This window comes from Paenibacillus baekrokdamisoli, assembly GCF_003945345.1.
In the GTDB taxonomy this organism is placed as follows: domain Bacteria; phylum Bacillota; class Bacilli; order Paenibacillales; family Paenibacillaceae; genus Paenibacillus_Z; species Paenibacillus_Z baekrokdamisoli.
In genome coordinates this window covers 219,368-245,013 of the sequence record NZ_AP019308.1, presented here as the reverse complement: position 1 = coordinate 245,013, position 25,646 = coordinate 219,368, and the positions used below count along the sequence as shown (strand labels likewise).

20 protein-coding genes are annotated in these 25,646 nt (G+C 43.5%); 4 read left to right on the top strand and 16 right to left on the bottom strand.

Translation table 11 applies throughout. The features are described 5' to 3' along the window. Nucleotide 1: 1 nt before the first annotated feature. The 14 genes from EKN16_RS00985 to EKN16_RS00920 all read right to left on the bottom strand — a co-directional run bounded on the left by EKN16_RS00985 (nucleotide 2) and on the right by EKN16_RS00920 (nucleotide 18,411). Entirely contained in the window at nucleotides 2–1,486 is a 1,485-nt protein-coding gene (locus EKN16_RS00985; RefSeq protein WP_125653296.1) for a hypothetical protein, read from the bottom strand. Then, on the bottom strand, nucleotides 1,483–2,334 hold the full coding sequence (locus tag EKN16_RS00980; RefSeq protein WP_125653295.1) for an amidohydrolase family protein: 852 nt from the start codon (nucleotides 2,332–2,334) through the stop codon (nucleotides 1,483–1,485). Before EKN16_RS00980 ends, EKN16_RS00985 begins: the two co-directional genes overlap by 4 nt. Continuing rightward, entirely contained in the window at nucleotides 2,331–3,116 is a 786-nt protein-coding gene (locus EKN16_RS00975; protein ID WP_125653294.1) for an amidohydrolase family protein, read from the bottom strand. The genes EKN16_RS00980 and EKN16_RS00975 overlap by 4 nt, the downstream gene beginning before the upstream one ends. Nucleotides 3,117–3,146: 30 nt before the next feature. Continuing rightward, nucleotides 3,147–4,193: a phosphotriesterase family protein gene (locus EKN16_RS00970; protein WP_164522624.1), complete on the bottom strand. Its 1,047-nt coding sequence runs from the start codon at nucleotides 4,191–4,193 to the stop codon at nucleotides 3,147–3,149. A 100-nt stretch (nucleotides 4,194–4,293) separates the two neighbouring features. Next, nucleotides 4,294–5,982: an extracellular solute-binding protein gene (locus EKN16_RS00965; protein WP_125653292.1), complete on the bottom strand. Its 1,689-nt coding sequence runs from the start codon at nucleotides 5,980–5,982 to the stop codon at nucleotides 4,294–4,296. A gap of 103 nt (nucleotides 5,983–6,085) precedes the next feature. Beyond that, nucleotides 6,086–7,759 (bottom strand): response regulator transcription factor, encoded by a 1,674-nt coding sequence (locus EKN16_RS00960; RefSeq protein WP_125653291.1) that lies wholly within the window; start codon nucleotides 7,757–7,759, stop codon nucleotides 6,086–6,088. Between the two features lie 2 nt (nucleotides 7,760–7,761). Then, nucleotides 7,762–9,510, bottom strand: coding sequence for a sensor histidine kinase (locus EKN16_RS00955; protein ID WP_125653290.1), 1,749 nt, complete (start codon nucleotides 9,508–9,510; stop codon nucleotides 7,762–7,764). A gap of 86 nt (nucleotides 9,511–9,596) precedes the next feature. Continuing rightward, nucleotides 9,597–12,185, bottom strand: a complete 2,589-nt coding sequence (locus tag EKN16_RS00950) for a hypothetical protein (protein WP_125653289.1) — start codon at nucleotides 12,183–12,185, stop codon at nucleotides 9,597–9,599. A 289-nt stretch (nucleotides 12,186–12,474) separates the two neighbouring features. Beyond that, on the bottom strand, nucleotides 12,475–13,662 hold the full coding sequence (locus EKN16_RS00945) for an ROK family protein (RefSeq protein ID WP_125653288.1): 1,188 nt from the start codon (nucleotides 13,660–13,662) through the stop codon (nucleotides 12,475–12,477). A 150-nt stretch (nucleotides 13,663–13,812) separates the two neighbouring features. Continuing rightward, nucleotides 13,813–14,031 (bottom strand): hypothetical protein, encoded by a 219-nt coding sequence (locus tag EKN16_RS00940; RefSeq protein ID WP_125653287.1) that lies wholly within the window; start codon nucleotides 14,029–14,031, stop codon nucleotides 13,813–13,815. Between the two features lie 150 nt (nucleotides 14,032–14,181). Next, entirely contained in the window at nucleotides 14,182–15,045 is an 864-nt protein-coding gene (locus EKN16_RS00935) for a sugar phosphate isomerase/epimerase family protein (protein WP_125653286.1), read from the bottom strand. Between the two features lie 268 nt (nucleotides 15,046–15,313). Next, entirely contained in the window at nucleotides 15,314–16,132 is an 819-nt protein-coding gene (locus EKN16_RS00930; protein ID WP_125653285.1) for a purine-nucleoside phosphorylase, read from the bottom strand. Nucleotides 16,133–16,658: 526 nt separating this feature from the next. Continuing rightward, nucleotides 16,659–17,519 carry a MurR/RpiR family transcriptional regulator gene (locus tag EKN16_RS00925; RefSeq protein WP_232016146.1) on the bottom strand — a complete coding sequence of 287 codons (861 nt, stop codon included), beginning with the start codon at nucleotides 17,517–17,519 and terminating at the stop codon, nucleotides 16,659–16,661. Further along, on the bottom strand, nucleotides 17,512–18,411 hold the full coding sequence (locus EKN16_RS00920) for an ROK family protein (RefSeq protein WP_125653284.1): 900 nt from the start codon (nucleotides 18,409–18,411) through the stop codon (nucleotides 17,512–17,514). The genes EKN16_RS00925 and EKN16_RS00920 overlap by 8 nt, the downstream gene beginning before the upstream one ends. A 458-nt stretch (nucleotides 18,412–18,869) precedes the next feature. Here EKN16_RS00920 and EKN16_RS00915 point away from each other — a divergent pair, with 458 nt between their 5' ends. Beyond that, nucleotides 18,870–19,235 (top strand): hypothetical protein, encoded by a 366-nt coding sequence (locus EKN16_RS00915; protein WP_125653283.1) that lies wholly within the window; start codon nucleotides 18,870–18,872, stop codon nucleotides 19,233–19,235. Nucleotides 19,236–19,286: 51 nt separating this feature from the next. On the opposite strand, the gene EKN16_RS00910 is transcribed toward EKN16_RS00915, so the two are convergent. Both EKN16_RS00910 and EKN16_RS00905 read right to left on the bottom strand, forming a co-directional pair. Continuing rightward, a complete protein-coding gene (locus tag EKN16_RS00910) occupies nucleotides 19,287–20,294 on the bottom strand; it encodes a polysaccharide deacetylase family protein (RefSeq protein ID WP_125653282.1) in 1,008 nt (335 codons plus the stop codon). Nucleotides 20,295–20,471: 177 nt separating this feature from the next. Next, nucleotides 20,472–21,584: a hypothetical protein gene (locus EKN16_RS00905; RefSeq protein WP_125653281.1), complete on the bottom strand. Its 1,113-nt coding sequence runs from the start codon at nucleotides 21,582–21,584 to the stop codon at nucleotides 20,472–20,474. Between the two features lie 297 nt (nucleotides 21,585–21,881). Here EKN16_RS00905 and EKN16_RS00900 point away from each other — a divergent pair, with 297 nt between their 5' ends. From EKN16_RS00900 to EKN16_RS00890, 3 genes are read left to right on the top strand one after another with little or no spacing between them, the layout of a single operon-like run. Beyond that, complete coding sequence (locus EKN16_RS00900; protein WP_232016145.1) at nucleotides 21,882–23,399, top strand: spore germination protein; 1,518 nt, start codon at nucleotides 21,882–21,884, stop codon at nucleotides 23,397–23,399. After that, entirely contained in the window at nucleotides 23,396–24,502 is a 1,107-nt protein-coding gene (locus EKN16_RS00895; RefSeq protein WP_125653280.1) for a GerAB/ArcD/ProY family transporter, read from the top strand. Before EKN16_RS00900 ends, EKN16_RS00895 begins: the two co-directional genes overlap by 4 nt. After that, on the top strand, nucleotides 24,499–25,620 hold the full coding sequence (locus tag EKN16_RS00890; protein ID WP_125653279.1) for a Ger(x)C family spore germination protein: 1,122 nt from the start codon (nucleotides 24,499–24,501) through the stop codon (nucleotides 25,618–25,620). Before EKN16_RS00895 ends, EKN16_RS00890 begins: the two co-directional genes overlap by 4 nt. The last annotated feature ends 26 nt before the right edge of the window (nucleotides 25,621–25,646 follow it).

The following is a 25,646-nucleotide window of genomic DNA, read 5'->3' as shown; positions in this document are numbered from 1 at the left end:
TTTAATAAATAACTTTCCGAATTCCCATAAAATCAGCGACGTTCGACAGCTCTTCCGTCAGATCCCCATAGCCGATGATGCAGTGATGTGCGAATCCCTCTTTGATTAGCGCAGCAAGAAATTGCTTGATTGGTGTATGGAACTTCACAACGGCCGTAATCTCTTCACAGGGAATATTTTGCGGGATGTGAAGTGCTTCGCCCTTCACAATGAGCATCTTGTAGCCTTCGGCGTCGATGATCAGATGGCTGATCGTCACTTCTCCCGGCTTCAGCGTATATTCGAATCCGAACCCCGCTCCCTGCAATCCCCACTGCTCAGGCGAACGGTTGACCTTAACCGTACTCTTGTCTGTCGCATAATCTGTATCTGCATAGCCATGGTGAACCATAAGCAAGGCATTAAGCTCCTCGTCATATTCGCCCCATTCGGCATAAGCGGGAACCTGGCCGCTGAGCATATTCATCAGCGTCATAATGATCAGGCCATGTACGTCCCCTTCCGTATTTACGACGTATTTGCCTTCTTCATGCATCATCGTGTTGGCCAAGTATGAGGTCGTTCCCGTCTTCTGTTCGACGTAGTGCTGGCCAAGCAGCGTAAGTGCGTCCAGCCTGAACCTCTCCAGCGTGTTTCGAAGAGCAACATAAAACCGGGAGGATTTATAAATGTCATCCTCATTTAACCCGACAATATTAAACCTGTTTGTCGTCTGCTCAACGATCGCTTCGATTTCTTCCTCTGTTGCCTTGCCGAACTGATCGAGCAAGTGATCCACCTGAATCGAGATAATATTCGGTCCCAGCGTGCCTTTGATCATCGTCTTATCGTATTCGAAGTCGTACATACCTCTGAATACATGGCCGATAACGCCGATGTTGGTGCTCTTGAGACTTATATAAGCTTTGTATGCACGGATATATTTGGTCATCTCTTCATAAGCGGCAATATCCTGGATCGATCCTACGACAACCTTCAGATCGCGGTACCAGCCCATTTTCTTAAACGTTGCGGCCAACTGCAGATTAGCAATTAAAGCGCTATTTCTCAGAATATTCTCATAATTTGTGCCAAGGTTGATCTTGTTATTATGCTGTGTATTGAATAAAATGACCGGAACATGACGTACATGCTCCAATGCTTGGATCGCCATATAATCGGGACAATACGTTCCAGCGACATATACGATGAGGTCAACCCGCTGGCTAGCCAGCTCTTGACCCGCTGCCTCCGCGGCGTCAAGCGTATCGATAATCCCTGACCAGATGACCTCGTCCTGATTCAGATACTGACGTAGATGATCGTAGATGCAAGTCATATCCGCCGTAACATTGGCCTTCAAGGTATCCGGAAACATCCGCCAATATTCGAAAAATCCTAATGTGATCAATCCGACCTTTAATGGTTTGTCCTTCACTCTAGTTGTCAGCAAATCTCCAAAAACATTGCCCTTCGCCGTTTCGAAGGATTCTATCAGTTCTGTCATTGAGTTCCATTTCCTTCCAAGGTTTTATATTTCAAGCTGTCTCCCAATAAACGAACTGCGTTATTGTGGATGATATTCCGAATGTCCTCGTCTCCGATGCCAGAGAACAGAACGCTTCCAAGCATGTAATTCGGGTCATACCAAGGGAAGTCCGTCCCGAACAATACTTTCTCTGAGGTGGCTTCACGCACCATCTTCTGTACCATCCCACTCAGACGTCCGGTATCGCATAATTCCAAATATACATTAGGCTGCTTCTTAGCAAGCTCGATGGCATAATCGGTTTCTCCCGGCGCGGAATGTCCGAGCAGGAAATTAATATTCTCATATTGGCGTGCCAATTCCGCGATCATCTGAGGCGGATTGTAAGCACTGTGGCCCCACGTATGAGAGAGTAGAAGCAATCCGCGTTCATTGGCAAATTCATAGATTCTACGGAACTTCTCGCCGGTAAGCGGGTACTTGTGATAATCGGGAAGAAACTTGAATCCAACGTAACCATCCACGCTGTCGAACTCAGCCAGATCCTGTTCCAGGTCGTGATCGTAGTGAGGATTCACAACATAGTAACCATAGATTTTATCCGGGTATTGTTTCATCGCAGCACGGATTTCCGAATTTCCGCCAATCGGATCGAATAGCGCGCTATGCGGAGCCGAGATAATCCACTCTATATTTTCCCGCTGCATGGTCTGTACCATCGTCTCTAGTTTAGCTTCGGGCAGATAGGTGCCATAGAAAGCCCCCATATGCGTATGCATGTCTATCATAGATACACTCGACAACCGTCCAGTCTCCACAAACTCCATGGCCAGCTGCGACTTATTCGTCATTGTCCGTATGCTCATAGCTTCACCTCGCCCAGCATTCGCTCCAAATTTAAATGCGCGATGTTCTCGATATGCGCTCTAGTTATGCCTGAACCGAGCAAAGTGGCCAGCGGTCCACCGATCGCGTTACTGGGGAAATCGGAACCGAAGAGCAGACGCTCTGAGCCGAATTTGCTGCAGATTTCCTTGATCTCCCCGGCAGCCTGCATATCCCCAGTCTCCATATAGAAATTTTTGTAGCGCTGAAATAAGGGAAAGGTAAGCCGGGAATGGCTCCATAAGCCGTAATTATGGAGAATTACCGTCAAGTTCGGATATTCCTGCAGAACGCTATAAATGCCCTGCCAGCCTTCGCTTGGAGATAGATACAGCGGAATTCCTGCTGCGGCAATCTCGCCTAATAATTCATCCATCACAACTGAGTTAAGCAAATACCGATTACGTTCGGGGTACGCTCTGAGCAGTTTCACACCGTTATCCTTCATCGCAGGAAATAAATGCTCGGGTGCATATTGGTTTTCGGTTATCGGAGGCAAAATGGTCCATGTCGGGAGCAGTCGATCTGGTGCTTTGACCGTCTCGGCAAGAACTGCCCGGTTCCCATAATCCGGATCAACATCCGCCATTGTGTTGTGGCTGACTACCGCGCTGTCAATCCCACAGAAATCAAGCTCGCTGAGCAATTCCTCGGCGTTACGCGCCTGTTTCACCTTTTCTCTCACCAGGAGATTCTCATGGTTAACAACTTCATAATTGACCGTCTTGTATCCGATGGCACAGCTGCAATCGATAATTTTCATGAAACACCTCTTATCAATCAATCTTTTCCATCAATCTTTCCCATCATCTAAAAATTCCGCAGGGTTGCTGCACATTAAGGTTTTGATCTGTTCGGTTGTTATCCCTTCGTCCTCCATCATAGGAATGATGTTCGTAATGACATGGTCATAACCCCAACCTCCGTAATTGTGAAGACAGGTTTTCAGGCAAACGTCGTTGGATATTAATATTTTCGAAAGAAAACCCCAATCAATGAGCTTCTTGATGGCTCTTACTCTCTCGATATCTCTAGCAAAAGGTCCTCTCAGTACGCTTCTGTCCCTTTTGTCGGCATAGAACTCCTTGCCGAAGTTATCAAACTCCACGTAGACTCCCAAGTTGAGAAGATCCTTCAAATAATCCATCTTAATATCAACGTCAACGTGATTAATGCATATTTTGTCAGCCGTAGCACCGTGCTCAGTAAGAATGTTCACTACCTCGTAGCCATTCGTGGCATACAGATCCGTATGCACATGCAGCCCAAGACCGGTTTCCTTTTGAACGATAGCCGATGCAATCAGGGTCTTTTTTTCATTTGGATAAATGATCTCACTTGTTCCAATCTCGCCAATGACACCTGCTTTAATATCCGTTCCATCCATCCCGTATCGGATCTCATTGAAGATTTCTTCGGCAATACTATCAACTGTTTTGTTATCCATATCGCTTGGATGAGATTTGTTAATATAATATCCGCAGCCTGCTACGATATTAATATCCAATTCTCTTGATAACCCAGCTAGTAAAGCGGGATCCCTACCAATGTCACGCAGCGTCAGATCAACAAATGTCTTACCTCCGGCTTTTTTAAACTTCAGCAGCTCATCCCTTACAACCGTTTCATCATCAATAACTGCATTGTCCAGAACGGCATAGGGATTACGCATTAATTTGCCGATATTCGTGAGGGCCACTTGCTCTTGGGACATTTTCTTGCGTGAAATTTCACTACTACTAGGCACAAGGCTTCTCAAATCTATAAAGGCGTGCTCATGGGGCAATACCAATCCCAGACTATCTGATCGGACTTTTCCCGTTACGGTCATAACGGACATCTCTCTCGCCTCCTGCTTGCATGTCATTTAATACAATCGGGGATGCCATATATTCATCGAATCTGGCGACATGTTGGCTTCCCCGATTGTTTACTCCAAGTTACTTACTAGCTTTCCATTTTGCTACTTCTTCTGTAATGGTATCTCCGCCAAGCTTCTTCCAATTACTCACGAATTCATCGAAGGAATCGATAGAAGATTCCCCCATAATAATTTTCGTGAACGTTTCCAGTTCCATCTTCAGCAGCGTCGCTTGCTTCTCGACCATCGTAGGTGTAGGTCCGGAAGTAAATTCCGTTAATTTGAATCCATCATTGACATGGTAATCGTATAACAAGGTAATAGCATCAAAGAATCGAGTAAAGCCCCAGCCCTTCTTATCCCCATTGTTAAAATCATTAATGTTCTTATAGAAGGTCGCCTGGCCCGGATTGCTAACGACATCCAGGAGAGATTCGTCCTTCTTCTCTAATGCATTTTTCACATGTTCATACAGCTCAACGTTCTGAATCGGATTGGATGCTTGTACCAGAGCATACTGCCATTTATCTACATCACCATTACGATTCATGTCGGTAAGGGGATATTTGCTTCGATCCCATTGATAGCTCGCTGCATTAAGCAGCTTCACTACAGCCTCAGGATGCTTCATTCCTTTTCGAACGACGTAATATTGGTTCACGTTGTATGCGGTTTGTGCCTTAGCCTTTTGGTCATCAATCGATGGAAGAAGAAACGGCTTCCATTCCATCTTTTCATCCAGCGCTTTTCCATCCAGGAACAGAAGCGGCGACCAATCGGCGCCATAGAACATTCCTAATTTTCCCGCATTAACGGTTTGAATAAATTTCTCCTTGTCTTTCACTCCAAACTCGCGGTCAATGAACCCCGTTTTGTACATCTCTTGCAGCTTCTCTAAAGCTTTTTTCATTTCAGGCTGAATGCTGCCGTACACAAGCTTACCTGAGGCGTCGGCTACCCAACTTTTCGGATAAGCATGATAGCCGTTAAAAAATCCATCCAGCCCTGGCTCCAAGCCATAAACTTCTTTCGTTGCACCTAGGCCCTGCGTATCTTTCTTATTATTTCCATCCGGGTCCTGCGTGACGAACGCTTCTGCGATCTTAAAAACATCCGCCATCGTTTTCGGTTCGGGTAAATTCAACTTCTTCAGCCAATCGGTACGTACCCAGAGAAGCGATGCCGTATCGAACGAGCCCATATTTACGGGAATCCCTAATAATTTCCCGTTGTACGTAGCCGAATCAAGACCGACACCACCATCTTTCTTTAACATCTCTTTCGTTTGGGGCGTACCGTACTTTTCGAGCACATCGGTTAAATCGGCCAATTGATCGGCTTCGACCAATTGATTGAATTGAATGCCGTTTACGGGCATAATATCGGCTAATTGTCCGGAAGCCATGGCAATATTAAATTTTTGCTCGAATTGCGTTGGATCGGAAACCCATAAGTATTTCAACTTAATGCCAAATTCGTTCTCATACAATTTGGTCCAAGCGTTATTCTCTATCGTCTCTCCGTTTTCAAATTTCGTAGTCGGTTCTAATGTCCTTATTGCCGTCACTTCGATCTCTGGATCAATCTTGCCCATCGGATCGACCACTTTATCGACACCCTTATTCGTATCGTTCTCTTTCGTACCCGTTTCCTGCTTATTGGGCTGTTGTGCATTATTTCCTTCATCCTTCTTACTGCAAGCCGAAGCAAGAACAAGCAAACTCGCCAATACAGTTACCATAATCAGTTTTGCGGACTTACTTTTCATGTCTTATCCCCCTAGTTATTTTTACCTGCTCCGTAAGTATAAAAGATCAAAATAACCGAAGCTATTTGCCAATCTTGCTTTCCTTGACATCTATTGCGCTGTTCTATTCGTGAAAGTGATCTCTGTATTCTTGCGGTGTCATTTTAAACATTTTTTTAAATAGACGGTTGAATTGGGGTGCCGCCTCGTAACCTACTTGAGTAGCAATCTCCTGAATTTTCATAGACGTTTCAGTCAAATGCTTCTGAGCTTTCTTCATTCGCTCTTCGGTTATGTAGTCTGATAGCATCGTACCCGTCATCCGTTTGTATAAACGGGATAAATAAGTCGGACTGTGGTGGACTATAGTAGATAGCCTCGTCAAAGAGAGATCTCCATTAAGATGAGTTTGAATATATTGATGAATGGAATTAATGAGGCGCTGACTTTGCTCTTCAGGTACAGGTTCATGCTTGTCAAGAACATATTCGGCAACCTTAGCTAAATAGGAAACAGCGTCAGCCCATGATTCATGCACGTCGTACTGAGTCGTTTTTCCCAGATCCATCTTCGTAAACAGCTCATCAAACAGTCCTACCCGAATCGCATAGGAAATCAAGTTGAGTGATACGGCATAAAACAGCTCCAATTGGAACCTATACCCGTGTAAACCATCGGGATTCATCATGTCGTTATACAGCTTGTTAAAATGATCCTTTTGCCCGCTGACTAGATATTGTTCCAGCAGCTCAAGTTGTTTCTTATTGTGCTGCGATTCCGATAAGTGAAATCGTCGACCCTGCTCCGAATGAAGTCCAAACTTATCCGAGTCTTGGATAAGCAATTCATGTCCGTTATTGGAACCGTGGCCTAGCAAAGCTTTCAAATAGTAATAGGGAGCGCCAAGATTATCCCATCCGTAAGGCCTGCTGCCCATTACGAAAGAGACCGGTAATTTCAGCAGCTGCTTGCATGTCTGTTGGACAGCCTCCATGATTCCGTATACTCTCGTTTTCATATGCTCCCAAGTTCGCTTCTTCTGCTCCTCATCTAGACCGGTTCCCGTCAAAAGATCCTTAGGCTGCATAAACCAAATAAATTTATAAGACTCAAATACGACCGAAACCTGAACAACAGTAGAGGCCAAATATTCCTCGGCAATGTTCTGACAGGCATAAACGAGGAGCGTTCGATCTAATTCGCTTAACTCCTCCCTCCATACATCAACTCTGCCTACCACAAGAAATACATCTTCTTCTGGGAAAAGGGGGATTTCGGCCGCCGTCAATCTGTTCTGCATGTCCTTCAAGGATGGAGAGGGATCACGCATCAGATCGAACAGCGTATTTTTTTGCAGTGCTGGAATGGCCAACTGCAGCTTTTTTTTCGCATGAAGGACATACTCCGCACCATCCTCCAACTTGTCCAATTCCGCTAACGCTTTTTCCACCGCAGCCAGAATGATAGGGTCATCTTCATTTTTCAACACATAATCAATTACACCGCCTGTACGAATAGCATGACGAGCGTAGTCAAAATCATTGTATCCCGTAAGAAAAATCACTTTACACCGCGGCCAGCTTTGGATGATTTGCTTGTGAAGCTCAATCCCGCTCATTCCGGGCATACGGATATCTGAAATAACCACATCAATCCGAATTTGTTTCATCCAATCCAATGCTTCATATACGTTATATGCCCGATAAATCTCAAGCTCCAAATTCGCGGCTTCACGAAGCAATTGATACAAGCTATTCACAATAAGAGGTTCGTCATCTACGATAAGCACACGATACATCTTTATTCTCCTTTGTCATTTGGGATATAGATCCGAACCAACAAACCTCCTGAAGCACCATGCATGATTTCTAAGCCGCCACGTTCGCCATATCTCAGCTTCAGACGGCGCTGAATGTTGATCAGTCCAGTCGTTTCTCCTTCATATTCAAAGGATAATTTACGGATCATTCCAGCCATTCGCTCTTCCGTTAATCCGCTACCGTTATCCTCAACCGAGAAAAAAAGCTTATTCTCCTCAGCTGTAAATCCAACTTTAAGTCTACCCTCCGTCACAATATCACTGAGCCCATGCTCATAGGCATTCTCCACCAGTGGCTGCAGGATCAAGCGAGGGATCATAAGATCACGAAAGCGCTCGGGAAGCGGTTCAAATTCTACGATTATTCGATTGGAGAAACGAATGTTTTGGATTTCCACATAAGACCGGACATGATTCACTTCTTCTTCGAGTGGAACCTCCTCCAATCCGTTTCTCGTAATATATTGAAAATAATCGCCTAGGTTCTTAGATACCAATTCAGCCGTCTCATTCTCATCGTTCTTAATTAACCTGTGAAGAATAAAAAAGCTGTTATACAGAAAATGGGGTGTAATCTGCATCTGCAGCTGCTTTAATTCCGACTGCTGCAGTCTGATCTTCTGCACATAAAGCTCATCTATCAGCGTCTTCAAATTCTGCACGGTTCTCTCAAACCGGTTATGAATATATCCGAATTCATCCTGCCTTGTGGTTGGTAGAGCCGCATTGAAATTACCTTCTTCCACGTTCCTGAACCGTCTGATCAGAATCTGAATAGGGCGATGAATCAATAGATAGATCCCATAGGAAAATAGAATGACAATAATGATAGAACTGCATACAAGCAGCCAGAACCAAGTTCCATATGTCTTCAGCTGTCCTACAATGATATCCTCGGGAAAATAAAAGAGGAGTGAAGCATCCAAAAATAAGGATTGATCGTAAATAACGATATATTTTTCTTTGCCAACGTTAATTTGCTTCTTAATAACTGCCGATTGTTGAATGGTTTCATCTAATTTCTGTCTGATCTCGGCCAGGGGCTCCGGATATTTATCATTGGCAATGACCCAGTTGTCGTTAAATAATATAGCCCCGCCGTCCTGCGGGAACGAATTCAACGCATTTGTCAGCGCTTCCATAGATAATTCAATATTTTGAATAAATTGGGGAGGTTTTATTTGCCCATCTCGTTTCATCAAGTTGTTCGGATATGTTAAATTCAAATATAAACGATGCTGCCATGAGGTTATCGGAATTCCGCTCGTATAAGTAGCCTTTGCGATTGCTTCCGCTTCCTCTCTGGTACTGGGAGTATCAAGTGCATTGGAGGTTGAAACCGTGCCGTTGATCGACGGTATATACACAGTAATGTCTTTAATGTAGATGCTGGAATCTTTCAAACTCTTTAATTTTTTTTTCAAATCATTGATTGCTTTCGTTCGTTTGTAATCTGACATAATCGAAATTTCATTGCTCAATTGCATGAGATCATCATCGTTAATAAACTCTTGTTGTGTCCGAATAATCCGCTCCAGTTCCTTCTCCAGCGACAAGAAATAATAATGGATGGTCGTGGTTATCGAGTTGGAGATTTGGTTCTTCACTTCTTGCTTGCCAAGCTCATTCAACACAAGGCTTAACGCAAACAATGGTATCGTTATAACCAAAAATGTAATAACTAGCTTCGGAAAAATAGGAACATTGCTGATTCTCATCTTTCTCCACATGTAAGGTTCCCCCTCTTAATTCCGCCATCATAAAAGCTTCAAGGACAGATCGAATGTGATCATTCGTCTGTCCTCTCTATAGTATTTCAATAATACAACAAATTGACAGGACCAAAGCTATGGGAAGTCGTAGAATCATAGTACCAGGATCCATTCCATTTAAATATTGCAAAATTTGGAGTACCTGTTCCTAATGTTACAGTCGTATCATCATGATAATATTGATCTCCCCCGCTCGTTTCGCTGGCAACGAGATCATAGACAGTATTGGCCAATAAAGGAACCGGAGTGGACAGGGTACAGTATTTGAATCCTAGTCCATCTGCTGTACCGGTGGCCATATTAACCGTACATGATGCGACTATCGATTTATCGCTTTCCTTGTATAAGGACAAGGTATGCGAGCCGCTATTGCCATTTACAAAGAATCTTCCTAGTGACGTAACGGTACGGGCTGCACTTGCTGTTGTAAAGTTGAATCCTACTTCCCCCGTAAAGCCATTTAGTACTGATCCCAATGTTTTTCCAGTCAGCATAGAGGAGTCTTTGTACAACAAATTGACAGGACCAAAGCTATGGGAAGTCGTAGAATCATAGTACCAGGATCCATTCCATTTAAATATTGCAAAATTTGGAGTACCTGTTCCTAATGTTACGGTCGTATCATCATGGTAATATTGATCTCCTCCACTTGTTTCACTGGCAACGAGATCATAGGCAGTATTGGCCATTAGAGTAACGGGAGCAGGCAACGTACAGTATTTGAATCCCCATTCATCAGCTGTTCCCATAGCCATATTAACGGTGCATGATGCCACTAACGATTTATCGCTTTCCTTGTATAAGGACACGGTATGCGAGCCGTTATTGCCACTTACAAAGAATCTTCCTAGTGATGCAACGGTACGGGCTGCATTTGCTGTTGTAAAGTTGAATCCCGCTTCCCCTGTGAAGCCATTTTGCAACGATCCCAATGTTTTTCCAGTAACCAAGGAGATAGAAGTTCCAACTGGTGTTAATTCATATACCTGGACCTGCTCAGCACCAACTGTACCCGACAACTTGCCATTCACACCTATTGAAAGCGTGGATGGAAGTCGAGTAAACATGCTCTTCACTACTGCGTTCTGATACCCTGCAGGCAATGGTATTGAAGCATTTATCGCGCTAGTAGTACCTGGACCTCCAGGCTGGTAATAAGGAATATTAACAACCGAATCATAACTTGTGTTGACCGCAATTACATACACTTTGCCTCCATACTCCCAGTAAGTAACTCTTAAATCCGGATTCCCAGTCGCAACTTCCGTCCGTTGACCGAGCATTAACGCCGGTTTCAGGGCATTAATTTCAGGTACCATAGCCTTGGTCTCGGTATACAGATCAGATGGAATCATTGTATGGGTTGGTGAAAAGTAATAAGGAAAAAAAATAATTCCCTTTGCACCAGCAGCAAGCGACTGATAAGTCATATTTCTCAATTCACTAGGATCTGGCGCACGTCCTAATACGGGGTCTGGGTTCCCGACAGGACTAATGGAATGCCAGCTAAAAGTCTGAATAATTCCAAAGACCGGCTTCCCCACGACTCTATAGGCATCTACAGTATCCTTCGTAGCAGCATAGACTGTATTCATAGGTATACTAGAACCAATAGGATACATTTCTCGACCCATCGCATCAAGAATATTCACATAACTTCCGACATTGTATCCAGGTTCATACGTATAATGAACACCAGCGCCATAAGTAATATGATTGGGATCGATAGCCCTGACAGCATCTTTATAACTTTGAACCGTAGAAGGATTATTATAAGGATCACAGTCATCACAGATACTCCAACCTAGCAGCCCAGACTTATCTTTCCATTGTGTAAGAAAATCATATTTAACAATCGTATTAATATTTTCAGGCATAAGTTTAATCCCTTTTACACCAGCATCATCGACAAAGCTCGAATTAAAACCGTTACCAGTATCCGCTGAAGCATGCATAAAGTTAAACCCATCTGCAGCTAATTGATTCATATCCATAGAAAGTTTACCTGCAGGCATTTTGTCTGAGCTTGCAACTTTCGTCCATCCCGTCAAACCATCAACGGATACTTCAACATCATAATAAGAAGGTGCAATCGTATAACAGAGCCAGGCCTTAAGTGTAACTTTATCAAAAGACTTTCCACTCCCCCATGTCAAAGTTACATACTCTGGTAAATTAGGATGGTATGCGCTGGCATAATCATTGGTAAGTCTGCCGTCATTTAATTCAGCAGGAGAATGATTCGGATCCGAATTCAGGCTTGTTGCACTTGCTGTAGCGGTCGTAGCTTGGTTCGGCCCTGCTCCATCATTCACTTCTATTTCCACAATACCAAAATAATCTTGAGCCATATTAGCTTCGCGTATTTTTAACCTGACGCCTTTTATATTGGTAACTCTTGTGAACGTTTCTACATCTGACTCTACTGTGTAATTGTTCGTATTCCAGGGTATAGGACTCCATGCAACTTCATAAAAACCAAATGGAAAAAAAGGCTGGCCGTCAACAGTAAGTGTTCCATCACTAGTTATGCCTGAGGTCGAGGCTGATACCACATTCGGATGCCGCAATAAAACCATAATTACGGCTAACAATAAAATAAGAACGTAGACCTTATATTTATTCCTCATCATAAAACCTCCTTGATCAAACCTTATCTGCTTTTTATTTTAAGCTTTCAAAAAAAGCAAAGATATTTGCCAATCTTGCTTTCCTTGATATTTGTTGCGTTTATTCTTGATATAGCGAATCCAGTTAAGACAAAATTCCAAAGACATGCTATAATTAACATCTTTTGAGACTTTTAGCATTCACTATGCAACCCATTTTCGGAATGCAAAAAGCACCTTCAGCTCCACTTTTATAGTGGTTATGGAGGTGCTTTTGTGCAACTAATAAGTCTTCTATCTCGCCTTAAATAGGCTATTCCGTTTTGGAGAAGGCAAAATAGCTGGAAGGCTGCTCCAAAAGACTATCCATGGCTATCGTTGCCGCTCCAATCAAGATATCGTCTTGTTCAAGCGCAGACAACGAAATGGTTAACTCACTTGAAACATCTGATCGGACATGTTCCATAATCACCCTTTTAACTGTATCCACGAATGGATCTCCAGCCGCGGATAACTCGCCCCCTAGAATAATACAATCTGGATTATATAGGTTCACAAGATTCACAAGGCCAAATCCGAGAAACCAGGCTACCTTATGTACAGCCTCTTCCGTAAGGCTATCTCTATCTTTGAGGTCCTTCCAAACAGACTTTAAGGTAGCATGGTCTTTATTCAACATCTTAAGGAGCGCGGAAGTGGAGCAATACAGTTCCAAGCATCCTTTATGCCCGCACTCACAATCGGGACCCTTATAATCAATGCTCATATGACCCATTTCCCCCGCCATACCAAGCGATCCGCGAAAAACTTTCCCATCAATAACAATTCCAGCCCTCACGCCTTGACCTGCTGCAGCGTAGATCAAAACTCCCTGATCCAGACGGGGTCCATCGAACCACCAATGTGCCAAAGCAGCTGCCTTAGCATCATGCTCGATGTAGACTGGGATTCCAAACTCATTCCTTACGTTTTCCTGAATATTCATTGTCTCCCACCATGGTCTAATCCGATCCATCCTGTCCTCATTGCGGAATAACGGATCAGGGGTCGCTATCCCGATTGCAATGACTCGACCAGCTTGCAGTTGTATCATTTCAGTGATGAGCTTCTTCATATTTTTGAAAGCTGTTGCAGCGCTATCCCGATTCGCGATTGTAATCTGCTGATGGCTATACTCGTTACCTGCAAGATCGTATAATCCGGCAGAAATAGACTTATGCGCTAGCTTAATTCCAATGATTTTGTAGAGTTCGCTATTTAATTGAATCCCTATAGAGCGTCGTCCTTTTTTCCCATCAATCATGCCTGTTTCCACAACAAGTCCCCAACTCAGGAATTCGTTGATAATATTCGTTATGGTAGACTGATTAAGGCCGGAAGCTTGTGCCAATTCCGCTCTTGAACAGACTTGTCTTTTTCTTATGAGTCGAATAACTAGGGAACGGTTCATCTCCTGGACATCTTCCAGATTCGTACCTTGTTTAGTCTTTGGTGCAGACATCTGTTTTCTCCTGTCACAATATATGGCCGTCCAGAACGCGAGAATATCGTTCTAGACGGCCATTCTTTAAGATTTTCAGTTCATCATAAGCGCAAAATAGTACTATGATTCCAACAAAAAAGAGATTGCCGCTTACTAACTAAGCGCAATTTAGGCACTGCACCCTTCACATTCGATGTATTGATTACCGTTCGCTTCCTTCACAGCTAAAAGCTCACCAAGCTCGATTTCGCTCTCATCGGTGAATTCAAAGTCAGCGATCTTAGCGACAATCTTTTCTCTTGCTTTTTCTTCTGTTTCAGCAATTACACTGCTTTCCCACGACTTCTCGTTAGACTTAACCTTGTAAGCAAATAAATATTTCTTCACACTCAACACTCCTACTTTCTTATTAAGATTATTGTGACATGGGGATATCTCGAATGCAAGAGCTGGATAGACGAAAAAGGCTGCTCAAGAGCAACCCTGGTTTTCGCGTTTCAGTTCATCCGTCAATATTTTTTAAAAACATGATCGGCTTTAAACTGCATTCCAAATCCGGCGTGCATTATCAAGTCCCGCTTTTGATCCGAACGTACATGGCTCTAAACCTTCAAATTCAATAGAGATATATCCGTCATAGCCCGATTTCTTAATAACTGATATTACTTCCCACATATCGATATCACCTTGTCCGACAATGGCACCCCTCAGATAGTTGCCGCTCAAAGTTGGAAACCAGCCTTCTCCTGGAAACTGATTAGCAGGACGGAGATAAAAATCTTTGAGATGGATAACCGAAGCTATCGGTAGGTTATTCTTCACTGCCGCCACGGAATTCTCATCCGCACACATGAAGTTCCCGACATCAAGTGTCGTTCTGAAGTTCTCGCGGTTAACACCTTGAACGAGTGCTTGTACCCGATCGCTGTGCTGAATGTAATAACCATGATTCTCCACGCTTGTTGTTATTCCGTAAGTGCTAGCATGATCAGCTATCCTCTGGCAGGCTTCAATCAGTCGTGGCAGATCCGTGTAATAATTAGTAACAGAAGTCTCCTCCATAGGGCGAGAAGCTACATCATGGCGCATCAGCTTAACGCCGAGAGCGTTAGCTATATCTACTTCTCTCATCACACGTGCAATTTCCAATTCATATGCCTCTTCACTCGGTTGAATGAAATTTGCTCCAATCGAATAATTGGAGAGCTCAATGCCTACCTCTTTGGCTTTGTTTACAATGGCGTCTACCACATCAGGTTGATCCACAAGCGAGAATCCGAATGGTACGATCTCCATATGCTCCGCACCGTTCTCAGCACTCCATTGCAAAGCATCAAGAATCGTCATTTTGCCAGCTTGTATTTCCTGATAAAGACTATAAGAACTTAATCCCAGTTTCATAATATCCCCCTCATTCATGACCTAGCTTTATAAATAACTATAGACACTACCCTGCATATAGACAATGTAGAGGGTGATTCATTTAATGGACTATATGATCAATTGCTAGCTGTGATCATGGCGAAGCAAGTTTCTTCCCTCTGAAATATAAGCAAAGTATGGAACAACTTATACTCTCTTATATTTTAAATGTAAACAAAGCTGCAGACGTGTTGGTCTGCAGCTTCTTCTGTCTGATATGAGAATATCCAAGGATGATCTAGTCAACTTACATTTCTTTCAAAATACCTTTTACAAGTCGAATAAACTTTGTTCTTACTTGGCTGGCCACCTCAATAACTTCATCATGGTTTAGCGGTTGATCCAATATGCCGCAAGCCATATTCGTTAAGCAAGAAATACCAAGTACGCGAAGTTTCGCATGCGTTGCAACGATAGCTTCAGGAACGGTTGACATCCCTACAGTATCCGCACCCAATATACGGATCATGCGAATTTCAGCAGGCGTTTCATAGGCAGGACCAGTCCACCAAGCATAGACACCTTGCTGCAAATCGGTTCCTTGCTCTTTCCCGACTTTAAGAGCAACTTGACGCAGCTCCTTGTTATAAACCTGGGATAGATCCGGAAAGCGGGTTCCTAAGGCATCATTGTTAGGACCGATCAACGGATTGTTGGCCACTAAGTTAATATGATCCGTAATTAACATGAGATCCCCTGGTTTAAAGCTTGTATTGATCGCGCCGCAGGCATTTGTAATCAGTACACTCTCAACCCCAAGAGCCTTCATTACGCGTACCGGAAAAGTAACTTCGTCCAACGTATAGCCTTCATAGTAGTGAAAGCGTCCTTTCATCGCAACGACGACTTTACCTTCCATCTCGCCAATAACTAATTCATTGGCGTGACCGACCGCCTCAGATTTGGCGAAATGAGGAATTTGGCTGTATGGAATAACTGTCGCATTTTCAATTTCATCTGCCAGCCCCCCTAAACCCGAGCCGAGAATCATGCCGACGGTAGGCTGCTGTTTCGTTTTACTCAAAATAAAATTGGTTGCTTCTGAAATTTGGTTTAGCTGATGCATAGTAGAATGCCTCCTTGAAAATTTGTTATAAGACTCTGAATTTTCTTGAAATTATGCTCATCTGTAAATAAACATTTGTTCTGGTTATTTTATAATTGTACTGTATTCGCTTTCAGTATTCAATAGATAGACCTAAATTATTCATTCGATTGAGTCCTAGTAGGGGTGGTCAACGATGTACTTGCGTTATGCGATTCTATAATAAAACAAAACCAGTTCTAACACTTCAATTTGTGTTAGAACTGGTTTTGTTTATTCGCATAGTCTCAAACTTATTTCATGTGTTTCTACTACTGCAAACCCTTAAGGATAGTCGAGTGCTTCAGCAACTTCAAGCTGCCCTCACCCCCTTAAATACTTCCACGATCTTCAAAGTATGCACGGAATTACTTAATCCCTGAATTGTTAAGCGAGCCTAGACCCTGCGTGAAGTATTTTTGAGCAACGAAGAACTAAACAAAAAACCGATAAATCAAAAGCGATTTATCGAGGCAGTCAGCACAAAAAAATTTATCAGCAGCTACTATTAATAAAGCTTATCCGAAATGGCCTTTGCTGTTATTTCCCTAAACTTTAGCGCTTGTTCTTTTGTTCGGAGTGAAACAGCCACATTCAAAATATCGATGATAGCGAGCTGTGATATTTTGGCGGCTAATGAGCTGCCCTGCAGCGGGTTTTCTCTGGCGACCATCAGGAGAACCACATCAGCCACCTTCGTAATCGGAGATCGGGCGTTACTCGTGATGGCAATGATCTTGGCACCCGTTTTTTTGGCTAAGTTTAAATTTTCGATGGTATCCTTGGCGCTTCCCGAAATCGAGATGCCGACAGCCACATCGCTATTACTTAGCATAGATGCTTCCATCGCTTGAAAATGTGTATCGGTGCTCGCTCTGCTGGGCTTTCCGATTCTAGAAAAGCTATGAGCTGCTTCCATGGCCGTCAAACCGGAAGATCCCACACCGAAAAAACAAATCACTCTTGCGTTATACAAGAGTGCGATGGCTTCGCTTAGCTGCACCGGATTTATTAATTCTCGGGTCTGCTCTAATGTCTGGATATGGGTCGCTGTAACTTTTTGCGTGAGGGTCTGTGAATCATCCTCTTCGGACACCTCTTTATGGAGATGATCGATCGTTTTCACAAGATCCTGCGCTAATGACAGCTTAAAATCCTGAAACCCCTGGAATTTTAATTTACGGCATAACCGCAGTACCGTTGTCTCTCCCACGCCAGCTCTTTCCGCCAATTCCGTGACTGATTGATAGATGATGTCTTGCGGATTGTCCAGTATATACTGCGCTACGATCTGTTCCGTCTTTGTTAGTCCGTTAAGATGACTTCGGATATTCAGAAGCGTCCTTCCCATTTCTTGTGCGCTAATCAAGCGGTTCCCCTCCTAATACCATCTTAGCCGCACCGATGGAACCTGCTTGGTTACCGAGTTGTGCCGCTCTAACTTCGATACCAAGCTCCAGCCGCCGTACTTTATCAACGAATAATTCCCACCATACATCCTTGGAATCTGCAAGCCCTCCACCAATCACAATAGCCTGCGGATTTATTCCGAGGTGAATGTTGTAAACGGCGATCACTAGGTCGTCCATAAATTGATTAACCATTTGAACGATAGCTTTATTGCCACCCTGATAATCGGCAAGCACCTCCACGCCAGAGGCATAGAAGTTTTGGGTAGCTTCACGTGCGTAACGTACAAAAGCTGTGCCGGATAAATATTGTTCTATACAGCCTCGCTGACCGCAGTTACATGGAAGTCCGCGCGGTACAAATACTACATGTCCCCACTCCCCGCCATTCCACAGTGCCCCACGCACAAGTTCGCCGCGCACCATATTTGCTCCGCCAACTCCAGTACCGAGCGTCAGCATCGTTACATCCGAGCAGCCACGGCCTGCACCAAGCCATGCTTCGCCAATTAATGCCGTATTCGCATCGTTATCAACAGCGACCGGCCGATTAAATTCCTCTTCAAACAGCCGCTTCAAGTTGGTCCCCATCCAGCCCGGCAAATTATCCGTTGCAAAAACAACTTCCCCAGTCAGGGTGTCCACTCTTCCAGCCGTGCCAATACCAATTCCGGCCACATCCTGATGCAGGTTAAGAAGATTCGCAATAACAGTTCTTACATGATGAACAATATGATCCTTGCCCTGCGCAGCATCAGTGGCAATCTTTGTTTGAGCCATCGTATCGCCCCGATCATTCACAATCATTCCTTTAATCGATGTCCCGCCAATATCAATGCCTATCGCCTTCATCTAATCCCCTCCCCGTTATATAAGCGCAATCAAATAAATGGAGATATCCTTCCTTTTATTATAGTTGGGTGAATGTTTTTTTCAACTATAATTTTCAGCTTGTTTTATTGCTCTAAATCATAATCAGTGCTTGCCATCACGAAGTACCTAGCGAAGCGGACGGAATCGTTCTGAAGAAGCGATAGCGTTCGCCTTTGTCTCCTTATTTCTACCCCTAAGGGATAGAATCAAGAAATAGGGAGACAACAGTGATCGTAAGAATGATCCGTCCGCGCAGCGGGCTTCTACGTACGATGCATCGCATTCACTCATTTAGGAAATCTATCATTAGAGTAGATACGTACAACTTATCGCCTTTTGGTTAAGCAACTATACCGACGGTCAATCCTTCGCATATGTTGTCATAGCTAGTTACTATTATTCGTGACAATAACGATGAGCAAAGGAATGTGATACTAATGGAAAGGAAAAAAAGAGTCCAAGCCAAAGCATTTCTATCCCCTCAATTTCCACCCTCGAATGCCATCAAGCCTCCCGTTGAATCGCCATCTCAACCAGCTGCCTCTCCTTCGCCGGTTGGAAATCCCTTCGGTGGAATCGATGATATCATCTCTATGATGGGGAAGTTTCAAAAAATTTTCGGTATGTATCAGAGCATTCAACCTGCATTCAAAATGATCAGCTCTTTCCTAGGTCCAACAGCAGCAATAAAAAGTACAGCCAATAAAAAATCGGGAATCAAATCCGGCAAAACGAAACATCGTTCAAAAACCAATACGGCCTCAAATCGTCAAACCTTAGGAAAAAGAACCAAGCGAAAATAGTTGTCAAAACAAAAGCAGCCCATTCTCAAGGAACGGGCTGCTTTGGGCTTGCTAAATATGGCTAACTTTGGTGGCAGTCATTCTCTTTCCCTCTATTTTCTTCCCAAAAGGAATTTTCCCTGTCATCCTCTGTGATATTTCCTGATCGATACTAAAACCAGTGTCGTTATCATCAACGGAAATTCGATCGATTAGAAGATCATTTGGATAAATGTTGGCTATCTTTTCATTTATTACATACCCATATTTAAGACCAATTTGAGCAGCAATTTTTACTACCGTTTTGTTCGTTGCCCCATAAGGATAAGCAATCCCATCGACGTGGTTGCCTACATGCTGTTCGATCTGATTTTTTGCCAGCAAAAGATCATCATGAACTCGTTTCTCATAGTCTGCCTCTGTCTCCAGCTTGCCATTCACAGTCATTTTATTCGTTAAGGCAGGGACCATCTTCGTTTTGTGCAGGAAGAAGAACCTCCTCGTTGTCTGCGGAATATCTTCATGAAGGTTAAAGGTATGATCTTCAATATCAATAAGTCCGGAATCATACATCTCCTTAGCCTGCTTCCAGCCAAAATGCTTGATGAATCCTGGTGTCTTCCCGACGGAGTTAACAATTACAAAAATAGTTGCTTTCATTCCGATTTTTTTGAGAATGGGATAAGCGGAATCATAATTACTCTCATATCCATCATCAATCGTAATCATAAGCGGCTTCGCCGGGAGGGGCTCTTTCCCCTCAAAGTACAGCGTCAAGTCTTGATCCGTAATCGTATGATAACCTTTGGTTTTTAAGTAATTGAGCTGCTTGGCAAAATTGATGGGTCTCACATTCGCATGGCTGTTCAGCTTATCCTCAAAGTCGTGATACATCAGAACTGGGATATGAATCCGATGATGTTTCGAAGAGGTCACGGAGGTAGAGTCTCCTTGCAATCCATTGTTAGATTCAAGAATATCCACCGACGATGCCTGCGGTTTTAACATTAATAAAATAGGAATAAGCAAAAAAACAATACTAATTGCCAGACCAATGGATGCCTTCGTTATTCGTCTCATTCCGTTTTCTTCCCTTCAAGTTACAACTGCGAATCTTCATCAATTTTGACATATAGACAGGCCTATTTGCAAGCTCCCCCAATGGATTGAGCAAACCTTACAACACTACTATATTATGTATGTTTAAAAGCAAAAAAAAGACCGCTCCATCGATCTGGATAGCGGCCCTACTTCCTATTATTGGTTTGTTCCTGTATCTTCCATGCCCATGTCCGTACCGCCAAACATTCCGCCTAACTGCGCTTCCAGCTGTTCCATCGTAATAATTTCTTCAGCTTTCGGCTTACCCTCAAACGTCACCTTCTCATTGATATTGGTTGTCTGGGAAACCATTTTAAGCGAGAGACTGCCAGCATTCCCGTCTACCTTCATAGCTGCTTTAATGGAAGCATCGGTATAGACTGGATAGTCATCCCCATCCAAACCAATGTTGGATACGATATTCAGGGAAGTAAGATCTTTCTTCATCTCTGCCATACCATCTGCAATTTCTTTATCTGTCACTTTCTCCAGCTCTGCCTTAGCTTTGGTCAGATCCTCTGGTTTAAGACTCATCAACTTCTGATATTTTTCATTGTCGGATAGAAGTTTGATAACCTCCGGCGCGATTTGTTTGACCACGGAGTTAAACAAAGGTTCAAGTTGATCTTTCTCCAAATGAAATTGCACGACTTGCTTCACATTCGTACCTTCCGGCAAACCTGCATCTTTTACCTTCACTGAAGTCAGGTACGTATTCTCATCGATGTGTTTGTATACGATCGCTGAGATGTCATTCATCAATTGCTGAGACTGCCCAATATCAACCGTTGAGATTGTCGGGAGCGGCTGGCCAGATTGTTCAGCAAGCTTCTTCAGATCCAGCTCCAGGTATTTGCCTGTAAGATCCGCTGGGATTGGCAGCATCGGGATGCTCGGAATTTTCACCCATGCTTTGTCTTGGGTTATAAACATGGGAATCGAGAAACTAATCGCCATGTCACCCGGAAGCGACAATTTCAAAGTCATTTCCATCGTCATAGGAGAAGCTTGATAAGCACCGGTCCATGAAAGCTCGGCATTCTTCAAGCTATTCAGCATATCTGCGGATTGAGCCGCGCTCTCACCTGTTAAATTGAAATCCTCAAATTTCATACTTCCTTGGAAGTGATAGGATTTGATCTCAGATGCTTTGGTCATCGAAGCCTGTAGTGTTTCTTTAGGCGAATCTGGTTTGGTGCAACCACTCAATACAACCATGACTACTAATAACATTGAAATCAGTGCAAAACCAAACTTACTTTTGAACAAAATGAAAAACTCCCTTCAAGTGTATCAGATGATATAGGAACAAGCAGTACTCCCATTTTAACAAAATTAAACTGGGAAATTATGCTGAACTTTCTTGTAAGTAACCACAATACCATAGGATTTAAACAGATGTAAATACATTACGCTTCTTTTTACAAGATAAGCATAATTCTGAGAAGCTTGTTCAAATGTGGCTATCGATCTTTAACAATGAGCAGCAATCTTAAGCCTGCCTTGGCAGGCATGGATATGAAATCCAGTATTAGGTTAAAATATGCACCAAAGCGAGGGAAAGGAATGAAGACTACCATGACCGAACAAGAAAAAAACCGTTCTTCGTCTTATCCGGAGCTTATTGACAAGGACCTCACTCAAACACTCGCTCATTTACATCATTTTTTCTCGGATACACCCGATTTAATTATACGAAAACTACATATCAAGCAAACAGGGGAACAGGCCATTCTGACTTATTTAGACGGCCTAACGGATAAAACATCGATCAATCAAGACGTGTTACGTCCTTTACAATTCGAAGCAGGCAGCGGTATAGCCGGCAGCGAGTTAATTATAACCATTGGCAACATTGTTCCAAAATCCATTTGGCCCCAAATCGAAATGTCTATTTTTAACGGTAACAGTATGTTATTTGTTGAAGGAAGAACGGAAGCTTACTCCCTAGATACAAGGGGATGGCCACAGCGCGCGATTGAAGATCCTCAATTGGAGCCATCGTTAAAGGGAGCCCATCAAGGCTTCTTGGAAACAGGAGAACAGAACATTGCCTTGATCCGTCGGTACATTCCCAATCGAGAGCTCAAGATCAAGCGTCTTACGGTAGGACAGAGAGGTCACACTCTCGTCTCCATTCTCTACTTGGAGGATGTCGTGAATCCGCTGCTTCTTCAGAGACTCGAAGAAAGAATTAATCAAATTAATGTAGACGTCATCATCAATACGGGCGAGTTGGCGGAATTTATTGAGGATAATCCCTTTTCATTATTCCCGCAATTTATTTCGACGGAACGTCCTGATGCAGCCGCTTCTCAGATTCTACAAGGAAGATGCGTCGTTGTCGTTGACCGTTCGCCCAGCGTATTGGTTGCTCCGGTTACGTTCATGTCCTTCTTCCAAAGCATTGACGATTATAGCATGCGATGGTCTATCGCTACCTTCCTCCGACTGCTGCGAATTTCCGCCTTTTTCATAGCCGTTTTCCTTCCGGCTATCTATATCTCGATTATTTCCTACCACTACGAGATCATTCCCCTTAAGCTGCTGCATACGCTTGGGGATTCAAGGGGACAAGTGCCCTTCCCGCCCTTCGTGGAGGCCGTTCTAATGGAAATTACTTTAGAGATGCTGCGCGAGGCCGGGGTTCGTTTACCAGCGCCAGTTGGGCAGACCGTGGGAATTGTAGGTGGAATCGTTATCGGTCAAGCTGTCGTTCAGGCTGGCCTTATTAGCAATGTCATGGTTATTGTTGTATCCTTCACTGCCATTTCTTCCTTCATCCTGCCAAACTATGATATGGTCGCTGCCGTTCGTCTACTTCGTTTCATGCTGATGGCTTTGGCTGCCATGTTCGGCTTCGTAGGTGTAATCATAGGTTTTATGATTATGATTGGACATCTGATATCACTTCAATCCCTTGGGAGTCCCTATGGAAGTCCGCTGGCTCCGGTGCGTTATGCAGATTGGAAGGACACTTTAGTTCGTATTCCGCTTTGGCTCATGAACAAACGCCCATTAAGCACAACCCCCCTTCAATACAAGAGACAAGGAATACCCAATAAGAAGGAGGAGACGGAGTGAAGACGACTAGTTATGCGGGATTTGAAATTACTTTTCTTCAGTTTGTCTTTATCCTATTCGGTGTCCAGGTTGGGGTAGCTATTCTCTCGTTACCGAGAAAACTGGCCGAAGCGGCTGGAACCGACGGATGGATATCAGTCCTTTTCGGCTGGTTTATTAGTTCCGTCGCAAGTCTGATCATTGTCCAGGTGATGAAGAATGGCCCGGAGGGTACTCTGCCGGATATCATCGCAAGCTATATGGGCGTTTGGGCAGGCAAAGCAATAGCACTGCTATTCTCATTCTATTTTTGTTTTTTGACGGTCGATGGTCTTGCGAAGACGATTCTCCTTACGAAAACATGGCTTTTGCCCAAAACATCCAGTTATATCTTGATCATCTTATTGCTCATTCCCACTTATCTTATTGGACGGCACGGTCCACGGATTCTAGGTCGGTATGTCGAGCTCGTTATCATTCTGTCCTTGTGGATACCAATCGTTTATTTAATGCCCCTTAACAATGCCCACTTACTTCATTTGCTACCAGTACTTAAGAAAGGATGGGGACCCATATTCACAGGTGTACAAGCTATGATCTATCCTAGTCTGGGTATGGTCGCCACATTTATTTTGTACCCTTACTTAAAAAACAAGGAAAGAGCTGTCAGCGGCGTCCTACTCTCCAATAGCTTAACCATGCTTATCTATCTGTTCATGACACTCGCTAGCTTTATCTACTTTAGCCCAGATGAAATTACGGATTATTATAATCCGATTATCAGCGTTTTGAAATCGATTGAATTCCGGTTTATTGAGCGGATCGAGGTGCCTTTTATCGCCTTTTATTTGTTGGTTTTCTCTCTAGTCTGGATACCCAGCATATACTTTGCCACATTTTTTTCCAGTTGGATGTTCGATAAGTCAGACAATCGCGTTCATCTGCGCTATCTTTGCCTGGCCATTGTCATCGTGAACTACTTCTATACCCCTAACTATAATCAGAGTACTCGAATGGAGACATGGCTATCCCGAATCGGTTTCTGCTTGGAATACATCCTCCCGATTTGCTTGCTGATTTATATAACCCTACATAACCAATTGAAAAGGAGATCTCTCTCATGATTGTGAGACTGTTATCCATTGTAATCGCAACCAGCATTGTCGTTCTCTTGGTGGGCTGTAATGACCAATTGAATATGGAGGATGCATCCATCCCCCTTGCGATTGGTGTGGATCTCAATAAAACGAACCGTTTTCAGATCTATTCATCGACTCCCATATTCAGTAAAGACATCAAGAAAAAGAGTCATGAAATAACAGGAACCGCTGATTCACTCCGTCAATCCAGAACTCTGCAGGACGCTCAATCCGTTGGGACAGTGCAAGGTAGGAATTTTCAGGTGCTTCTTATCGGCAAACGCATGCTGCAGCATGAGAATTGGTTCAAAATGCTGGATGTACTCTTTCGTGATGCGAGGAACACGGTGACGGACCGAGTCATTGCCGTGGACGGAAATGTTTCGGAAATCATCTACTTAAATCCCGATGATCAGCCCTCTCTCCCCCTCTTGCTGCGAGGAATGGTGGATTCCAGCAGTATGGTCTCGGAAACAGTCAAAACAACCGTACATGAGCTGCACCGTCAGATGTACGAAAAGGGAATGACCCCCTATATTTCGGAAGTCCAAGTAAAGAATAAAAAGATTATATTAATAGGAACCACGCTTCTCGACCATAAAGGAAAATACGCTGCTTCGCTTGGAACTGAGGATAGCATTTTCTTAAACATGCTTCAGAAAAATGCAAAACCCGGTGTCAGCATTTCTCTCAAAATTCCCGATGTACCCAAAACCGGGCCCTTCGACACGAATTACCTGAGTTTCACGGCAGGAAAAATATCCACGAAGATCAAAACCTCTTATGTGAATAACAAATTTAACTTCACGATTAAAATAAAAACAAGTGTTGGTCTATCCGAGCATTTCTTCCCCACTGATGCTCCGGCACAAGTAAAGGAGCTAGAAAAGCAGATTTCTGCTCAAATGCAAAAGAAACTCGAGAAAGTCATAAAAATGCTCCAGCTTCATAAAATTGATCCCATTGGACTCGGCCTTTATGCCCGTGCACATGAGTATCAGGCATACCAAAAAGTCGAAGATCATTGGGGAGATGCTCTCGCAAATGCAAATATTAATGTTTCCGTCGATATTAAAATTGTAACATTGGGGCCCGTGAAATAAGAATGTCTCTACCGCATTGCGGGACA